Origin of the sequence: uncultured Campylobacter sp. (genome assembly GCF_938030145.1) — a bacterium.
GTDB lineage: Bacteria > Campylobacterota > Campylobacteria > Campylobacterales > Campylobacteraceae > Campylobacter_B.
Genome location: NZ_CALHGM010000008.1, coordinates 108,409 through 125,507 on the forward strand (window position 1 = coordinate 108,409; position 17,099 = coordinate 125,507).

Here is a 17,099-nt window from a genome sequence, read left to right on the forward strand (position 1 = left end):
CAAAAGCGTGCTTTGCGTACCGCTCCAGCCTGCAATTATCCAGGCTGTGACGAGTCTTAAATTCACGACGCAAAGACTGCATTAAAATTTAAAGCTTGCCGCAAATTTAAAATTTTACCGCGCAGTCGCGTTAAAATTTAGTGCAGGCAAAATTTCAAAAATCATAAAATTTCAAGAAATTCTTTAAAGATATATTTGCTCTCGGTAGGCCCTGCGCTGGCTTCCGGGTGGTGCTGCACCGAAAATACGGGGTATTCCCTGTAGCGCACGCCCTCGATCGTGCCGTCGAAAAGATTTCGATGCGTGATCTCGCAGATCTGCGCGATCGTTTCGGGGACGTTGTAGTTGTGGTTTTGCGCGGTGATCTCGATCGATTTGGTGCGCAGGTTTTGCACGGGGTGGTTTGCGCCGTGCTGGCCGAATTTCAGCTTGTAGGTCTCATATCCCATCGCGTTGCTTAGTAGCTGATGACCCAGGCAAATTCCAAAAATCGGCACGCGCGCTTCGACCATCTTTTTGATCTGCGCGATCTCCTCTTTAAGCATGCGAGGCTCGCCCGGGCCGTTTGATAAAAACACGCCGTCGATCTGCCCCTCTTTAAGCTTAGCAATCAGGCTTTCCGCTTTAACGTCGTGCGGAAAAACCTCGACGCCGAGCCCCAAATCGCAAAGCTCGTTTAGGATGTTTCGCTTGACGCCGTAATCGATCACGGCTATCTTTTTGCCGCAGCTTGCGGGCTGAGCGTAGCTTCCGCGCGCGGCGTCCCAACGACCCGATGTGTGCTTGTACGGCGCCTTCGTGCTTACGATGCTTACGTAGTTGATCTCCTCTATGCGCGCAGATTCGCTAAGCGCCTTTTTAAGAGCCGCCTTATCGCTGATCTCGGTAGAGACGAAGGCGCGCAAGCTGCCCTCGTCGCGCAGCATTTTGGTTAAAAATCTAGTGTCAATGTCGTAAACGCCGAATTTTCCATTTTGAAGAAAATAATCCTCCAAGCTCATCTGCGAGCGGAAATTTGAAGGCTCGTTGTTAAAATTTCTTACGAAAATTCCGCTGGCGTGGATTTTAGAGCTTTCTTTGTCGTTTTCGTTGATCCCTACGATGCCGATTTCGGGCATCGTAAAGATGATGAACTGCCCCGCGTAGCTCGGATCTGAGATGATCTCTTCATAGCCGGTGGCGGAGGTGTTAAACACGAGCTCGCCGAATGCGCTACCGCCCTTGCCGAACGCCTTGGCTTGCAGATAGATGCCGTTTTCTATGTAGATATATGCGTTCATTACAGCATGCCCCGTTTTCTTAGCTCCTCTTCGTAGAGCTTTTCAAACACCAGCTCGTATTCTTCGGTGCCGGGGATCAATTTTTGCTTGTAGCCATCGATCTTTTCATAGACCGCATCCTCAATCTTTTGATAATTTTTAAGATATTCGTCGATCGCGTTATAAATTATCGTTTTTAGCCTGTTTTCCGAGACTTTGTAATCGATCAAATTTTTCTTCCAAACGGTTTCTAAAATTTTATGCGATATGGTGCCGTAGCGATCCTCGAAATTTAGCTCAAAATTCTCGTCGTTTGCGATGTGGCGTTTGATGAGCCAAAACATATCTTTTTTATTCACGCTCATCTCATCTAGCTCGCTTATGCGCTCATCTATCAGCTCGTTTGCGCGCTCGTCTATCGCTCTTTCTTTTTGCAGATCGGCTCTTATGATCTCGTCCGCTTCCTTGGCGACGGGCTCTATGCCCGCACTAAGCGTAACGCAGCCCGAGTTTAGCAGATCTAGCGCTATTTTATGCGCGATATATGGCACGTGTGGTAGTCGTATTCGCATGATCGTTCCTTTAAATTCAGTTCTATGAGCGGTCTCGCCGCCCGCAACGGGTGAAATTTTAAAATTTCACCGGGTTTATAAAATTATCGTGTCGCTTCTTTCGGGACTGGTAGAGATAAAGCCCACCTTCGCGCCGCTTAGCTCCTCTATTTTGCGGATATAATTTTGCGCGTTTTGCGGCAGATCCTCAAATTTTGAAATTCCCTTGACGCTGTCCCAGCCCGGCATCTGCTCATAAACCGGCTCGGCAGCTTCCAAATCGATCGGAAAATAATCGATCTCCTCGCCCTTGTAGCGATACGCGCGGCAAATTTTAATGCTCTCAAAGCCGTCTAGGACGTCAAGCTTCATAAGCGCGAGCTTGTCGATGCCGCTAAGGCGCACGGCGTATTTCGTAGCTACTCCGTCGAACCAGCCGCAGCGGCGCGCCCGTCCCGTCGTGGTGCCGTACTCTTTGCCGATCTCGCGCATCGCCTCGCCTTGCGGGCCCTTATCCTCGGTAGGAAACGCGCCGTTGCCCACGCGAGTGGTGTAGGCTTTTAAAATTCCCATTACCGTGCCGATATCTTTCGGAGCGAGCCCGAGCCCGCTGCAAGCTCCGCCCGCGATAGTCGTCGAGCTCGTGACATAAGGATAAGTGCCGTGATCGATATCAAGCAGGCTTCCTTGCGCACCCTCTACGAGCACGCGCTTGTCGTAATCAAGCGCCTTCCACAACATGTGCGTGGTATCGGCGATGTATGGCTCGAGCGCGCTTTTATAGCGCTTTAGCTCATCGTAAATTTCAAGCTTGCTAGGAATTTTAACCCCAGCTTTTTCAAAAACGCTCTCATGCGAAGCAAAATCGCGCGATAGCGCCTCGGCAAGCCTTTCAGGCTCTAAAAGCTCCACTACGCGGTGTCCCGTGCGCGCGATCTTATCAGCATACGCAGGTCCTATGCCCTTGCCGGTAGTGCCGATCGCAAGCTCGCCCTTGCTCTTTTCGCGTGCCTGATCGATCAGTGAGTGATACTGTAAATTTAAAAACGCTTTCTCGCTTATGAAAAATCTGCCCTTTAAATTTTCAAACTGCGCCATCTCGGTAATCAGCACATCGGGGTTGATGACGACGCCGTTTCCGATGATGTTGATGATATTTTTATGAAGCACGCCGCTAGGCACCAGATGCAGCGCAAATTTCTCGCCGTTTATGACGATGGTGTGGCCTGCGTTGTGCCCGCCGCTGCTGCGGCATACGAAATCATAATTCGCGCTTATCATATCTACGATCTTACCCTTGCCCTCATCGCCCCACTGGGCGCCGATTACTACGTCAACTTTGCTCATTTTTCATCCTTTTGCATAATTTTTTCTATCAAAGCATCCACTAACAGCGCAAAGCCGCTGGATTTTAGCCCGTCAATCTCGTAATTTCCGCCGTTGCAATACACCGCGCCCGCATCTAAAAATCTAAAAAATAGCGCGTCGTAATAGCGCATTTTAGAGTAGTACAGCAGCGAAACGCAGATGCGCTCGTAATCCACTCCCAGGCTTAAAATTTCATCTAGGCACGGCACGAGCTCTTCAGGCACCTGCGCGCACAGAGCCCGCACGTCCTTTAGCGACGTGGCGCGAGCCGTAGCATCCAGCCAAGGCAAATTTTGCTCAAGCAGCGTCTCAATCTTGCCTTTTTCAAAAATTTCAAGCGGCAGGTTTAAAATTTCGCAAATTTTTTTCGGAATTTCGATATTGCTTAGCTGAAGCGCGGGCATAAGATCAAATTCTTTAAAAAATTCCTGCGCGATTTTAATCGCAAGAGGCAAATTTTTCTCCCCGATCAGCTCCGCGCCGATCTGATAAAACTCGTCGCTTGGGTATTTGAAGGTCGGCTGAACGTAAAATAGCCGCCTTAGCTTATCGTCTTTCAGCCGCTTGCGCACGATACGCACGACGTCCACGGTGCTGTCTGCGCGAAGCGCGAGCTCGTGGTTCGTGGGATCGGAGAGCTTAAGAAGCTTTTGCGGCGCGACGCTTAGGTGCTGATGATATGAAAAATATGGCGTTAAAATTTCGCTAAAGCCGTTTTTGGCGAGGATTTCGCTCGCTTTATTTTCCAGCTTGCGCTTGAGCTGCGCGCTCTTTCCGAAATAAAGCCTCGAGCCGTTAGGTATCTCGTGATCGAAATCGGCGCTAACGCTATCTATCATGCTGCCTCCAAATCGCTTATGAACTGATCCAGCCGCGTTTTAAAGCTCTGAATGAAGCTTGCCAAAACGCGGTAATCAAGCGAAAGAATATCTAAAATTTGCTTACGTATTTCTGTATTTAGCGCAAATTTTTCGCTGCCGGCGTTTTGAGTTTTGTTTAAAATTTCGCGGAATTTCGCTCTAAAGCTTTCAAATTCTCCCGGGCTAAGCTCGCCCGTTTGACCGCGCGTGATGAAGCTTAAAGCAAGCTCTTTGTAATCAAGCGCGTTTAAGAAGCTGATAAACTCATCTTTATCGATGGCTGCGAGCTTCGGCGTGTCTTTAAAGCGCGCGATAAAGGCGTCTATCTCTTTGCGATCCAGAGCCTTGGCGATAAAATTTCCCTGCAGATAGTTAAATTTCAAATTATTTAAAAGCCGCAGCGACAGCGCGTTTTCGACCCCTTGAGCGCCGAGAGCGAATCCAAACTCCCGCTTTAGCTTACCCGTGATCTCCACCATCGCGCGGATAGCATTTTTTTTCTTGCCTATGTCAAGACAGAGCTCGCGGTCGATTTTAACGATATCAAAAGGCTGGGCATTCAGGAATGGGATATTATTTTTATTTGCGCTATTAAGAGCAAATTTAACCCCAAGATCTGCATAACGCCCACGCGCAGGGGCGAATTCCTTAAAATTTTGCTCGCTAAAATCGGTTATCTCAAACATCAACTCGCCTTTTGCATTAGCTCTGTCTCGCAAGCTATGAGCTACGAAATCGTAAAATTCGTCGTTTGTAAGCACGGCTAAACTTACGTTTATGGAGCAGTTTGCGCCCGTTTGAGCGTTAAATTCCATCATCTTTGAAAACGCAAATTTTGAGATCGGCAACTCAAATCGAGGCTCGCTTAATATCTGCGCAAAATCCTGCGGGGCAAGAATTCCGCGCTTTCCGCGATCCCAGCGTAAAAGCAGCTCATATCCATAAATCTGCGCGCCGCTAATGATCGGCTGATAGAGCACGAAAAACTCCCCCTCTTCGATCGCTGCAGCAATCCCTTCCTCGCTAGGTTCGTCTGCTTCGGCGCGCTCAAAGATGCAGTAGCGGTTTTTGCCGCTCGTTTTGGCGCGATACATCGCTCTATCGGCGCGCGATAAAAGTCCTGGAAAATCGATCTTTTCGCTGCCGTCGTAAAACGCCGCGCCTACGCTGATGCTCGCGCTAATCTCATTGCCTTTAAGATTAAATTTCATCTTTGAAATTCCAAGCAGACGATCTAATAGCACATGCGCGGCATCCTTGCTTTGCAGATCGCCGATGATGGCGCCGAACTCATCGCCGCCGAGGCGCGCCAAGATATCGCCTTTACGCAGTAGCCCACTCATCGCCTTTGAGATAGCCTGCAAAAACATATCGCCGACCTCGTGCCCGTAGGTGTCGTTGATCGCCTTAAAGCCGTCAAAATCGATGAAAAGCACCGCCATAAGCTTAGAATTTTCGCCCGAGTTTGCGGTAAATCTCTGCGCAGCCTTCATAAAATACACTCTATTCGGAAGCCCGGTAAGCGCGTCGTGATGGGCGATCTTGGCTAGCTCGCTCTCTTTTTGCTTAATCTGCGAAATTTCGGTAAACATCAAGATGAAATTTGAAGTAAGCGAAAAATCATCCTTTATCGCAATTGCCGTAAATAGCGCAGGAAAGGTGCCACCACCTCTTTTTAGTCCGTAAATTTCATCTTTATAGGAGGTCTGTTTGCCGACGAGATTTTTTCTAATCCTCTCCATCACGTCTGCCCCGCCCTCTGTAGGAGCGAAGAAATTTGGAATTTTGCCGATGGTTTGGCTTTCGCTATAGCCGGTGATTTCATAAAAGGCGTTATTAGCGCGCAGCACGCGACCGCTCTCATCTGTGATTAAGATCGCCTCTAGCGAGCGCGAAAAGACGTTGGCGTTTAAATTTAACTCCAGCTCCGTCTGCTTGCGCGAGCTAATATCTTCGAGCGTAGTTTTTACAAGGCGAGAGCGAGAGCCGTGCTTTTCAGTGACGTAGCCTTGCATACTAATCCAAGTATAGGCATTAGCGGCATTTCGCAGACGAAATTCGCAGCTAAAATCGCTCCTAAGCCCGGCGGTGCATTCGCGGATCATTTTATTGAAATTCTCTAAATCCGCGAAGTAAATTTCATAACTAAACTCCCCAAAGCTCATCGCAGTATTTAACCTTTTGCCGCGATATTTTAAAATTTTAAAGTAATTTTTATCAAACGACAGCGTCTGTGCGTCAAGATCGATTAAGCAGGTACAAAAATTCCTAGTCTCGATTACGGTGCGGTAAAAGTCCAAATCCTCCTGCAAGCCGCGGATCGCCTTAACATCGTCGTCGATATTTTGAAAATAAAACGCAGCCCTGGCGGCGGACTTTTTGACATAGATGCTCACTTCGTAGCTATAGCGGATATTATCATTATGGCGAATTTTATAGCTTTGAGAAAAGCTTAGCTCTTCTGAAGGCATATCGGCTAAGCGGTTTAAAATTTCATTTTTAGCCTCATTCGCATCTTTTTCATCCAGCAAATCCCATAGCCTTATCTCGCCGCTTAAAAACTGCGCCGCTTCGTAGCCCCAAAGCTCTTTTATATTTTTATTCGCATCTACGATCTTGCCCGAAGTGTAGTCAAACACGAGCGTAACGATAGGCGCGTGATTTAAATACTCATATTTTTGCTTAGTTTCATCATAAAATCTGCGATATTTTGACGCGTCAAGCACCACAAAAAGGGTTGAGATTTTACTTCCGTCGCGGATATAAGATTTTTTTACATAAAGGTCTTTGACGCCATTTTTGGTCTCTTGGCGGGTTACGACATAGTTTTCTTTGACATAGTTTGCGCGCTGGGTTTGATAGGCGTGATCGTAAAACGAGCCTGCTTGCAGCGCGAATATATTCCGTCCTACGACGTCATCGCCGTAAAGCTCGCGTGCGCCGTTGCTAGCGCTTTCGATCGTGCCTGCGACGTTATCGATGCTAAGCACTGAAAGGGAGCTGTATTTTAGCGCATCTTTAAAGCTGAGGCTAAAATCTCCGTGGCGCAAATTAGACTTCAAGACCTCGTCTATGGATTTAGAAATTTCTAAGACAGAGTTCAGCGGACTTAGCGCTTCTATATCGCGAATTTTGGAGTGGTAATCCCCTTGGCGCAGAGCGTTTTGAACTGCCGCAAGCGGAATAAAAACGCGCTTTTTTAAAAACGTAAAATTTGAAATTAGAAGGATTAAATAAGCTAAAATAGCCGCCGCTAGCGCTACGACGATAAAATCGTCCGCGCCTAAAAAATAGCCGGCTCGTTCGCGAGCCATTACGAAATTATCCCCAAATTTCGCAAGATATGCAAAGCTTAGCCCAGATTCGTCTTCAAAGCTTACCACTTCGCCTAGGCGCGAAAAATCAAAATCCTGCCCTAATATATCGGTTACGCTGCCAGGAGCGTTAAAAAATTTACCTTCGGCGTTAAAGACCAAAATATCTCCCAGCGAAGAGAGCCTGGCAATCGGCCTAGCGGTGTTGGCAAAACCTAGCAGATATGAATCAGCGTTTACGCGCTTGATTAAAAAATACCGCCACGCCCCATCCATCATCATATAGCGCGATACCCATTCATCCTTTTTTAGCTCGCTTGCGATATCCGCAAGCCGTATCTCGCCAAGATCCGAAATACGCACATCTGATGAAAAATGCGCCAAGCTCTCCTGCTCCGCGCCGCGGGCGCGCAGATAAAAAATAGCGTCAAATCTATGAGAAGATTTTACGACATTGCGGATCAAATCCGCGTAAAGCTCGCTTTGCGCAGCTTCGTGCCTTGCGTCTAAAGAAAGGATAGTTTCTTTTAGAATTTCAAGCTCGCTAAAAAGCGACTCGTCGGTATTTTTAAGTAAAGTAATCGCCGTGCGCGTCCGCAAATCAAGCTGCGTAGCGATCCTAGTGCGCAAAAAGCTAATCTCGCAAACTACTACAAGCGTAAGCAGCGCAGCGCCTAGAATCAAGGCGGCGTTAAATCTTTCGGTAACGAAGTCTTTTTTGTTTTTCATGCCAAATTCCAAATTTTGCAGGATTTTAGCAAATTTCGTTTTAAAGCCTATTTAAGCTTTGATTTTTGCTCCGCGCGCGCCCAAAAAATGCATAATCAAAAGCACTGCAAAGCTAAAAATAAGCATCAGCGCCGAATATGCGTGAGCCTGCGCAAAATCCAGCGTCTCAGTCGCTTCATAAATCGCAATGGAGGCAACCTTGGTCTGCTCGCTTACGCTGCCGCCGATCATTAGCACGACGCCAAACTCGCCCATCGTGTGCGCGAAACAGATCACTAGCGCGCTAAGCAGGGAATGTCGAATCGCGGGCAACGCGACGCGAAAAAGCTTGGAAAAATAGCTCTTATCCAGCGAATCGCACGCCCAAAAAAGCGAGCGCGGAAGCGAGCGAAAGCCCGAAACTAGCGGCGAAAACATAAACGGCAGCGAGTAGATACAGCTCGCGATCACGAGCCCGCTGAAATTAAATACGAGCCGAAGCCCGAAGTGTTTGTCAAAAAACTCCCCTAGCACCGAATACGGCGATAGAAAAACGAGCAGGTAAAACCCTAGCACCGATGGCGGAAGCACGAGCGGAAGCGAGATAATCGATTCGATCACGCTTTTGCCGCGAAAATTTTTTCTCGCCATAAAAAACGCGAGCGGCACGCAGATGATAAACAACGCAAATGTCGTTAAGCTCGCAAGCTTTAAGGAGACGAGAAACGGCGTGTAATCGAGCCCCTTTAGAATTTCAAACATTTATCCTCCGAGCCGAGCCGCTGGGCCCAAACTATAAAATTTTAAAAGCCTAGCTCTGCTTTAAAATTTAGAGGCAAAGCTGGATAGAATTTACGCAAACCTCATAGTCATAAGGCTTTGCAAAATGAAATTTTAAAAATTTCTGCGCAGACCTAGCTGCACAAGAGCTTTAGCGAAATGAAATTTTAAAATTTCGCGCAAGCTAAAGCGAACGGAATTTTATAAATTGCTTAGCTAACAAATTCCTTCAAGCGTTCAAATCCTGCTGAACCTTTAAGCTCTACCAAGCTGGCAAATTTTTAAGACCACGAATTTTGCCTAGCCAAATTTCAAAAAGCTTCAATAGGCTTGAAAACTTGAGCGGGCAGGATTCATCTGAGCGCAAATTTCACGCAAGATAGGCTAAACGACGCCCTCCGAACGACCTAGCGAAATTTCATTGAGTCCGACAAGACGAAATTAAAATTTCGCATAAATCTAAAAAACCGGGTTAATGAAAACCTGTCATAGCTCATTAAGCGAGTTTAACGCGCAAGCTTCGAGCCGTTAGAGCTTTTCAAATTTCAAAGCCACAAAATTCGGGCAAAATTCCAAATCTAAAAATTTTAAGTTTTTGCGAAGCTTTACATTAAATTTTTACCAAGATCGCATGATAGAATTCGCGTAACTCCTGCCAAAAAAGTAAGTCAAAAGTCGCTAAATTTAAAGATAAACCCACCACGCTAATTAATAAATTCAAAGGAGAAATTTAACGATGCCTGTCTGCGCAAAATCTAAAATTTAAAGCTTAATTTCCCCACGCTATCTAGGCTCGCATTGCAATTTTGCTCTAGCCTGCGTTTAAATTTTGTGTTTCATGAAAATCTAAGCGCGATGCGAATGAAATTTTAAAACATCCCCGTATTTTACGGACAAATCTAGCTAAAATTTTGCAAAATTCCTCTTCTAAATTCTACGTAAAATTCCATAAGAGTCTACATTTAAATCTCTAATCCAGTTGAAATTTCTCACCCAGGCGCGCCCAAGCTTGCCTGCAAGTTTAAATTTTACGCAGAGTGATATTAAAGGCTTTAGCGCCTGTTTTAACCTCATCGCCTACTTGCAAGCCCTCGGCTTCTGCACCACTTAACACCACTTCGCACAGCTGGCTACCGATCGCTACGACAGCTACTTTGATCCCGTCGCGAGCTTGCAAATCGACAACCTTGCCCACGAAAGAAAACTTCTGTGAGCCGCTAGTTTTAAGAAAAATTTCCTCCGGCGTACCAGTGCGGACGATCCTGCCGTCCTTCATCTCATAAACTCGCTTGCAAAGTCTATAGATCTCGCTTACGTCGTGGCTTACTAAAATCACGGTCTGATGAAACTGCTCGTGGATTTTTAGCAGATATTCTTGGATTTTTTCGCGCATCGTAAAATCAAGCGCCGAAAGCGGCTCGTCAAGTAGTAAAATTTCAGGCTCTTGCATCAGTGCGCGAGCAAGCGCCACGCGCTGCTTCTGTCCGCCGCTAAGACCCTCGACGCCGGATTTTGCAAACTCACTAAGCTCTAAAATTTCAAGTAGCATCGCAGCTTTTTGCGGATCGTTTCTAGCAAAAAGTAGATTGCCCGTCACACTCATATTCTCAAAAAGTGCGTAGTCTTGAAATAAAAAGCCGATTCTACGCTTGCCTGCGCTTAAGAATTCATTGCCTTCTTGCAGCACACGATCGCCGTCTTTTATGCTACCGCTATCTGCGCGCAAAAACCCCGCTAAAATGCGCAGCAGTGTAGTCTTACCGCTGCCGCTGCGCCCATATAGGCACACAAACGAGCCTTTGTTAATCTCTAAGCGAGCATCAATCGAGAAATCATCACTGATTTTTTTCTTACAATCAATCGTTATCATATTTTTCTATATATATCGCAGTGGCGCTAATGTATGCGAAAACCTCGTCGCCCTCGCGTAAAGCAAGCTCCTGCGCGCAATGCGCGCTAATGAGCACATCAAAGCTTATCTTGCCTTCAAACCTGAGCGTGCATAGAATTTCACCTAAGCTTAGGCTCATAATCTTGCCGTGAATTTCATTTTCGCTAGATACACCACTTAGGGCTTCGCGAGATAAAAGCACATCGGTGCTTTTAAAACCCACGTAAACTTCGCTACCCACCTTAAGCTCGCTACTTAGCTGCAGAAATACGCCACGTAGCTTGATGCCGCCCGCGATAAATCCTACAGAATGGATGCCGTCTTTTTGTAAAATTTCGTTGATTCTCGCTCTAATCATTAAAACTCGTATCCGTATTTAGCAAAGATCGCCCTGCCCTTATCGCTTAGGATAAAATCATAAAACGCCTTGGCTTCGGCATTGTCTTTGGCGCGGTTTAGCATGACCATACCTTGAGCTATCGGCTCGTAGAGGTCGGTACCGACCAAGACGAAATTTTCGCCCTGCTTGCAAGGCTTGCCGTTGCAGCCGTCCTTTGCCATCTTAGGCGCATACATCGCGCTAGCCACGATAAATCCGACGTCGGAAGCTTTAAGCGCTTGCGAAAGAGCCTCGCCGATCGATTTTGCTTCTACGATTTTACCTTTAATCTCATCGTAAACTCCCGCTTTTTGGAAGGCCTGTACGCTTGCGGTGCCGTAAGGAGCGGTCTTTGGATTTGCTATGGAAATCGTTTTAACGCTAGGGTCTTTTAAAATTTCAAGCCCCTTGCTAAGATCTACGCCGCGCACGCTAAACATCGCCACTTTGCCTTTGGCGTAAGTTTTGGCAGGCGCCGTCGCAAAGCCCTCTTTATGCAGATCGTCTGCAAATTTCATATCCGCCGCCATAAAAATATCAAACGGCGCGCCGTTTTTGATCTGCGTGCTAAGCGCACCGCTGGCACCCAAGCTCACGTTTAGCGTGGTTTGCGGATGCAGCTTGGCAAATTCTGCCTTGATCTCGTCAAACGCATACGTCGTGTTCGCAGCGGCTGCGACGCTGACCTCTCCGGCGCCTAGCACGCCTGCGGTTAAAATTCCTAAAAGCACTGCTTTTAACTTCATTTTATGCCTTTCGCTTCGGCTCTCACCGAGAATTGAATTGTATCTAAAATTTTAAATTTACGCCTTAAATTTTAAAATTTTGCGCACCCAATTTCACCCTATTACGCGCCAATAATGATCTCGCTAGGCTCGATGATCGCCGTTACCTCATCTCCTACTCCTAGAGCCATCGCGGTGGCAGATTCTCGCGTGATGATCGCGGTGATGTTTTGATGCGAGCTTGTGCCTAGACAGATCTCTGCGTTTACCGCGCCGATTTTGACCTCGCTAATCGTGCCCTTGATTTGATTCGTCGTACTAAGTTTTAGCTTCTCCGAGCTTCCTTTGGCAATGATGACGCTTAGAGCCTTAAATAAAAACAGCACATCCTTGCCCACCTTTAGCTCTAAATTTTTTTCGCTCTCTACGGTTACCGTCGCGCATAAAATTTCGCCACCTGCGAGTTTAGCCGTGATTTGAGAATTTACAGCGCCTGTTTGAACATCCGTAATCTCAACACTTAGCTGATTGCGCGCAGAAAGCTTCATACCGATCTTCTCTAAGCTTAAAAGGCTCTCTTCGGTGATCTCGTCAAGCTTTAAAATTTCACTCAAAAACGTCTCGCCCGCGTGGCTGATAGCATCATAAGCGCGAATCAGCTTGTGAGCGTATGGAGTGAGCTCCGAGCCGCTATTTTTCTTAGTGCCTTGAGTGCGGACGATGAGCGGCTTTTTGCTCGCGTTGTTGATTAAATTTAACGCATCCCAGCCGTTTTTATACGACACTCCTACGATCTCTGCGGCCTTTGTAATACTTTTAGTCTCGTCCACAGCCTTAAGTAGCTTAATATGCTTGGCTAGAAGCGATGTTTCCTTACCAAGTAGGAATTCCAAAGCAAATTTTGCGTCCATTTTCATCCTTTCTTATTTACTTTCGCGTGATTTTATAATATATCCTCTGATATATTTCTTAAAGAGCCGCAGGCTTTATTCTACGATATAAAGAGGGAAATTCTATACGAAATTTTACCCTTATTGACAAAATTTCTTTAAATTTGTAAAATCGCCACTTTGATTTATAAAGAAGGGTCGCATTTGAAATTTATAAAAATTCTATTCTTAGCCGCGGCATTGGCATTTTGCGGTTGCTCGCAAAAGCAAGACGTAGCGCCTAGCGATACGGATGGTTTTGATGAGGAGTTTGCCAAGCGTGAGGTTTTCGATCCGCTTAGCGGCTATAACCGCGTAATGACGGGCTTTAACGACGTATTTTACTCATACATATTAACTCCCGTAGCCAGCGGCTACGATTACGTAATGCCCGATCCGATCCAGGGCGCGTTTTCAAATTTTTTCTATAATATTTTATATCCGATGAGGCTCGTAAATAACCTATTGCAGGGTAAATTTGAAAATTCTTGGGACGAGACGAAGCGATTTTTAATCAATTCGACCGTCGGCTTCGGCGGGCTTAACGATATGGCAGGCAAATACTACGGGATTCCGCGCCACGACGAGGATTTCGGGCAAACGCTCGGGTATTGGGGCGTGCCGGCAGGTCCGCACATCGTCTGGCCGATCTTGGGGCAAAGCAATCTACGCGATACAGTGGGGCTTGTAGGAGATTATTTTTCAAACCCGATAAATTATATTAAAGACGGCACTGTTCGAAACTCCGTCAATGGATTTAGAATATTTAACGACTACTCGCGCGATCCGAAATTTTATGAAAAAATGACCAAAGATGCGGTGGATCTATACCCATTTTTACGCGATGCTTACGAGCAAAATCGCGAGAAATTAATAAAGGAATAAAAATGAAAATTTTAAAAGTTCTAGCGCTTTGCGGAGCGCTTTTGATTTCGGCGCACGCCATTAGCGACGCGGACATTGAGTCCGTGATGAGCCAAAAGGTCGCCGAGGCCGTGAGCGTCATGCGAAGCAGCACTCCCAAAGACGCAAAACCTGCGAAAATTTTCGCGCTTTTTGACGGCTACTTCGATTACAAGATGATGGCAAAGCTCTCTTTGGCCAAACACTACGCAAACTTGAGCCCCGCGCAGATCGAGGAATTTAACAAAGCTTTCGAAGCGCATCTTAAGCGCTCGTTTATCGAAAAGCTCTCGCTTTACACCGATCAAGACATGAAGGTGCTCGGCAAACAAAGCCCGAGCGATAAGCGCCGCGTGCTAAAAACGCAGATCATCGGCGAGCAAAAAAACTATGCCATAGATTTCAAATTTTATCCTAACGGCGCGGACTGGCGCATCTACGACGTCGATATCGTGGGCGTTAGCCTCATTCAAACATACCGCTCGCAGCTAGGCGACGTCGCGCAGAGCCTGGGCTTTGACGAGCTCATAAAGCGATTAAATTCCACCGTCATCAAAAGCGGCGAATAGCGACGCGCCCGAAAGAGCGGTATTTGAAAAAAATTTTTCGCCTAATCGTCGCATTTCCAAAAAGCACGCTTGCGCTATTTACGGCGCTGGCGCTGTTTTTCGGCTACTACTCCACCAAGCTTGAGATCGACGCTTCGAGCCAGACGCTACTGCTCGATAACGACAAAGACCTTCAAATTTGGCGCGAAGTATCCAAGCGCTACGAAACGCCGAATTTCTTGGTGCTTGCATACACTCCCGCGGGCGATCTTTTAGCGCCCGAGACGATCCGCAAGATAGCGCAGATGGATGCCGCTTTTTCTAAGCTGGATTTCGTCGCCAGCGTCACGGACATCACGAACGTACCGCTTTTACTAAACAAAGGTGGCGGCATGAGCGAGCTGCTTAAGCACATACCCACCCTTACCGACGCGGACGTAAATTTAACTGCGGCTAGGCACGAGTTCGCCACAAGCCCCTTTTACGCATCAAATTTAGTAAGCGCCGATTTTCGCACTACCGCAATTTTAATAAATTTAAAGCCGCAGACCCGCTACGAGGAGCTTCTGCGCCTAAGAGACGGAGCCAAAAGCGCTCTAAAGCAAGCGGAGCATGAAGGCAACCGCTCCAATGCCCAAATTTCACAGCTTAAAGACGCGCTTAAAGTTGCGGAGCAAAATTTCAAATCCTACCGCGACGAACTACGCGAAAAGGATCACCGCGACATTGTGGCTTTGCGTTCGCTGATCGCGGGCTTTGAGAAGGAATTTGCGGGCGACCAATTATTTTTGGGCGGACTAAATATGATCGCCGACGACATGGTAGGCTACGTCCGCTCGGATCTGGCGACCTACGGACTCGGCGCCTTGGTGCTTCTGCTAGCTTGCTTTTGGCTCTTTTTTAGACAGGCGAAATTTATCCTGCTGCCGCTCATCATCTGCGCGTATTCGGTCGTGCTTGCAGCGGGATTATTCGGCTTTTTGAGCTTTGAGGTCACGGTGATTAGCTCAAATTTCATAGCGCTTCAGCTCATCATCACGGTTTCGGTCTGTATCCACCTAATCGTCGCCTACCGCGAGTTTAGCGCGCACTTTCACGCCTTTTCACAGCGCCAGCTCGTTTATGCGGTGCTGTGCGAGCGCGCAAGACCCTGCTTTTTCGCAATCTTTACGACCGTTATCGGCTTTATGTCGCTAATTTTTTGCGATATAAAACCCGTAATTTCTCTGGGAATTATGATGAGCGTAGGCATCAGTATCTCGCTAGTTACGGCGTTTGGAGTATTCGGCGCAGTTATGTCGCTTCTGCCGCGCACGCACAATAACCGCAGCTTCGAGCAGCACTTTAAATTTACGCTTTGGTGCGCCGAAACGGCACTACGTAGCAGAGGCGCAGTCTATGGCATTTGCGCTGCGGCGGTGATCTTCGGGCTTTACGGTATCTCACAGCTGCGCGTCGAAAACAGCTTCATCGGCTACTTCAAAAAAAGCACCGACATCCGCGCAGGTATGGAAGTCATAGACACAAATCTCGGAGGAACGATCCCGCTTGATATCGTCGTTAAATTTAAAAGTGCGAGCGGCGCAAATCCCGCTAGCGAGAGTGAAAATTCCGCAAGCGGCAGCGCGAATTCTAAGAACGGCGAAAATTCCAATCCCGCTGGGAAAAATTTTGCGGCAAATTTTACTCGGCAAAATTCTATCGCGCAAAATTCCGCCACTCAGAATTCTACCGCCACGATACAAAATTCTATTGCAGAAAATTCCATACCTCAAAATTCCGTCGCCGCGGTGCAAAATTTAAATGATCAAAATTTTATCGTGCAAAGCTCCGTTACGACATCGCAACCAAGCGAAGCCGTAAATTCAGATCAAACCCACGCCGCAAATTTAGAGCAAAATTCCACCGCGAGCGACGATTTTGGCGATTTCGAAGCCGAATACGCCGCCAACGAAAACAAGCCGCAGTATTGGTTCACCTCCGAAAAGATGCGTATCATCGGCAAAATAGATGATTTTTTGAAGGACAAAAACATTACGGGGCACGAGTTTATCGGCAACGTAAGCTCGCTCGCATCACTTTTAAAGCTCGGCAAACAGATTAATCAGGGGCGCGATCTGGACGATCTGAGCCTTGCTTTGATCTACTCTGAAATGCCCGCAAACTACCGCGAATTGGTACTTTCGCCCTTTGTTAATATCGAAGCGAACGAGGCGCACTTTAGCATCCGCACGATAGATAGCGATCCAAATCTTCGCAGGGCGCAATTCCTAGCCGATCTTAAGCACGATCTGAACTCCCTGCTCGCCAAAGATAACGTCACGGCGCAGATCAGCGGCATAATGGTGCTTTATAACAATATGCTTCAAAGCCTGATGAGCTCGCAGATAGACACCCTGGGTATCACCGTGCTCGTGCTTTTCGTGCTTTTCGTGATCATCTTTCGCTCGCTGTCATATGCGCTTATCGCGATCGTCGTAAATTTGATCCCGCTTTGCGCCTGCTTCGGCATCATGGGGGTTGCGGGCATTCCACTGGATATCATGAGCATCACGATAGCGGCGATTAGCATCGGTATCGGCGTGGACGACGTCATCCACTACATCTACCGCTACAAGCGGGAGTTTGCGCGCAGCGGCGACGAGGCTGCGGCGATCCGCGCGAGCCACGCAAGTATCGGATACGCGATGTATTATACGTCGTTTGCGATCATTTTGGGATTCAGCGTGATGATGATGAGTAATTTCTGGCCTACGATCTACTTTGGGCTACTGATATGTCTAGTGATGAGCCTTCTACTTTTGGGCGCGCTCATAATCCTGCCGTCGCTAATAATGAGCCGAAAGGGATTAAAATTTAGCCTCTTTAAAGCTAAATAAATTTT

General features: G+C 47.2%; 13 protein-coding genes. 3 read left to right on the top strand and 10 right to left on the bottom strand.

Going from position 1 to position 17,099, the window contains the following annotated elements; genetic code table 11:
- Window positions 1-161 precede the first annotated feature (161 nt).
- The 10 genes from carA to Q0323_RS01810 all read right to left on the bottom strand — a co-directional run bounded on the left by carA (window position 162) and on the right by Q0323_RS01810 (window position 12,746).
- Window positions 162-1,280: a glutamine-hydrolyzing carbamoyl-phosphate synthase small subunit gene (carA, locus tag Q0323_RS01765; RefSeq protein ID WP_298050877.1), complete on the bottom strand. Its 1,119-nt coding sequence runs from the start codon at window positions 1,278-1,280 to the stop codon at window positions 162-164.
- Window positions 1,280-1,831, bottom strand: coding sequence for a DUF507 family protein (locus tag Q0323_RS01770; RefSeq protein ID WP_291938351.1), 552 nt, complete (start codon window positions 1,829-1,831; stop codon window positions 1,280-1,282). Before Q0323_RS01770 ends, carA begins: the two co-directional genes overlap by 1 nt.
- A 75-nt stretch (window positions 1,832-1,906) precedes the next feature.
- A complete protein-coding gene (locus tag Q0323_RS01775; protein WP_297924678.1) occupies window positions 1,907-3,157 on the bottom strand; it encodes an adenylosuccinate synthase in 1,251 nt (416 codons plus the stop codon).
- A complete protein-coding gene (locus Q0323_RS01780) occupies window positions 3,154-4,017 on the bottom strand; it encodes an ATP phosphoribosyltransferase regulatory subunit (RefSeq protein ID WP_298050880.1) in 864 nt (287 codons plus the stop codon). The genes Q0323_RS01775 and Q0323_RS01780 overlap by 4 nt, the downstream gene beginning before the upstream one ends.
- Window positions 4,014-8,081, bottom strand: a complete 4,068-nt coding sequence (locus tag Q0323_RS01785) for a diguanylate cyclase (protein ID WP_298050882.1) — start codon at window positions 8,079-8,081, stop codon at window positions 4,014-4,016. Before Q0323_RS01785 ends, Q0323_RS01780 begins: the two co-directional genes overlap by 4 nt.
- A 51-nt stretch (window positions 8,082-8,132) precedes the next feature.
- Entirely contained in the window at window positions 8,133-8,822 is a 690-nt protein-coding gene (modB, locus tag Q0323_RS01790) for a molybdate ABC transporter permease subunit (RefSeq protein WP_298050885.1), read from the bottom strand.
- A gap of 1,039 nt (window positions 8,823-9,861) precedes the next feature.
- Window positions 9,862-10,710: an ATP-binding cassette domain-containing protein gene (locus Q0323_RS01795; RefSeq protein ID WP_298050888.1), complete on the bottom strand. Its 849-nt coding sequence runs from the start codon at window positions 10,708-10,710 to the stop codon at window positions 9,862-9,864.
- On the bottom strand, window positions 10,697-11,089 hold the full coding sequence (locus tag Q0323_RS01800) for a hypothetical protein (RefSeq protein WP_298050890.1): 393 nt from the start codon (window positions 11,087-11,089) through the stop codon (window positions 10,697-10,699). Before Q0323_RS01800 ends, Q0323_RS01795 begins: the two co-directional genes overlap by 14 nt.
- The gene (modA, locus tag Q0323_RS01805) at window positions 11,089-11,856 is read right to left on the bottom strand and encodes a molybdate ABC transporter substrate-binding protein (RefSeq protein WP_298050892.1); all 768 of its coding nucleotides are present in this window, start codon (window positions 11,854-11,856) and stop codon (window positions 11,089-11,091) included. Before modA ends, Q0323_RS01800 begins: the two co-directional genes overlap by 1 nt.
- A 101-nt stretch (window positions 11,857-11,957) precedes the next feature.
- Window positions 11,958-12,746 carry a TOBE domain-containing protein gene (locus Q0323_RS01810; RefSeq protein WP_298050894.1) on the bottom strand — a complete coding sequence of 263 codons (789 nt, stop codon included), beginning with the start codon at window positions 12,744-12,746 and terminating at the stop codon, window positions 11,958-11,960.
- 183 nt (window positions 12,747-12,929) lie between these two features.
- Between Q0323_RS01810 and Q0323_RS01815 the strand changes: the two genes are divergently transcribed.
- From Q0323_RS01815 to Q0323_RS01825, 3 genes are read left to right on the top strand one after another with little or no spacing between them, the layout of a single operon-like run.
- Entirely contained in the window at window positions 12,930-13,649 is a 720-nt protein-coding gene (locus Q0323_RS01815; protein ID WP_298050896.1) for a VacJ family lipoprotein, read from the top strand.
- A 2-nt stretch (window positions 13,650-13,651) separates the two neighbouring features.
- The gene (locus Q0323_RS01820) at window positions 13,652-14,236 is read left to right on the top strand and encodes an ABC transporter substrate-binding protein (protein WP_298050899.1); all 585 of its coding nucleotides are present in this window, start codon (window positions 13,652-13,654) and stop codon (window positions 14,234-14,236) included.
- Window positions 14,237-14,259: 23 nt separating this feature from the next.
- Window positions 14,260-17,094: an MMPL family transporter gene (locus Q0323_RS01825; RefSeq protein WP_298050901.1), complete on the top strand. Its 2,835-nt coding sequence runs from the start codon at window positions 14,260-14,262 to the stop codon at window positions 17,092-17,094.
- The last annotated feature ends 5 nt before the right edge of the window (window positions 17,095-17,099 follow it).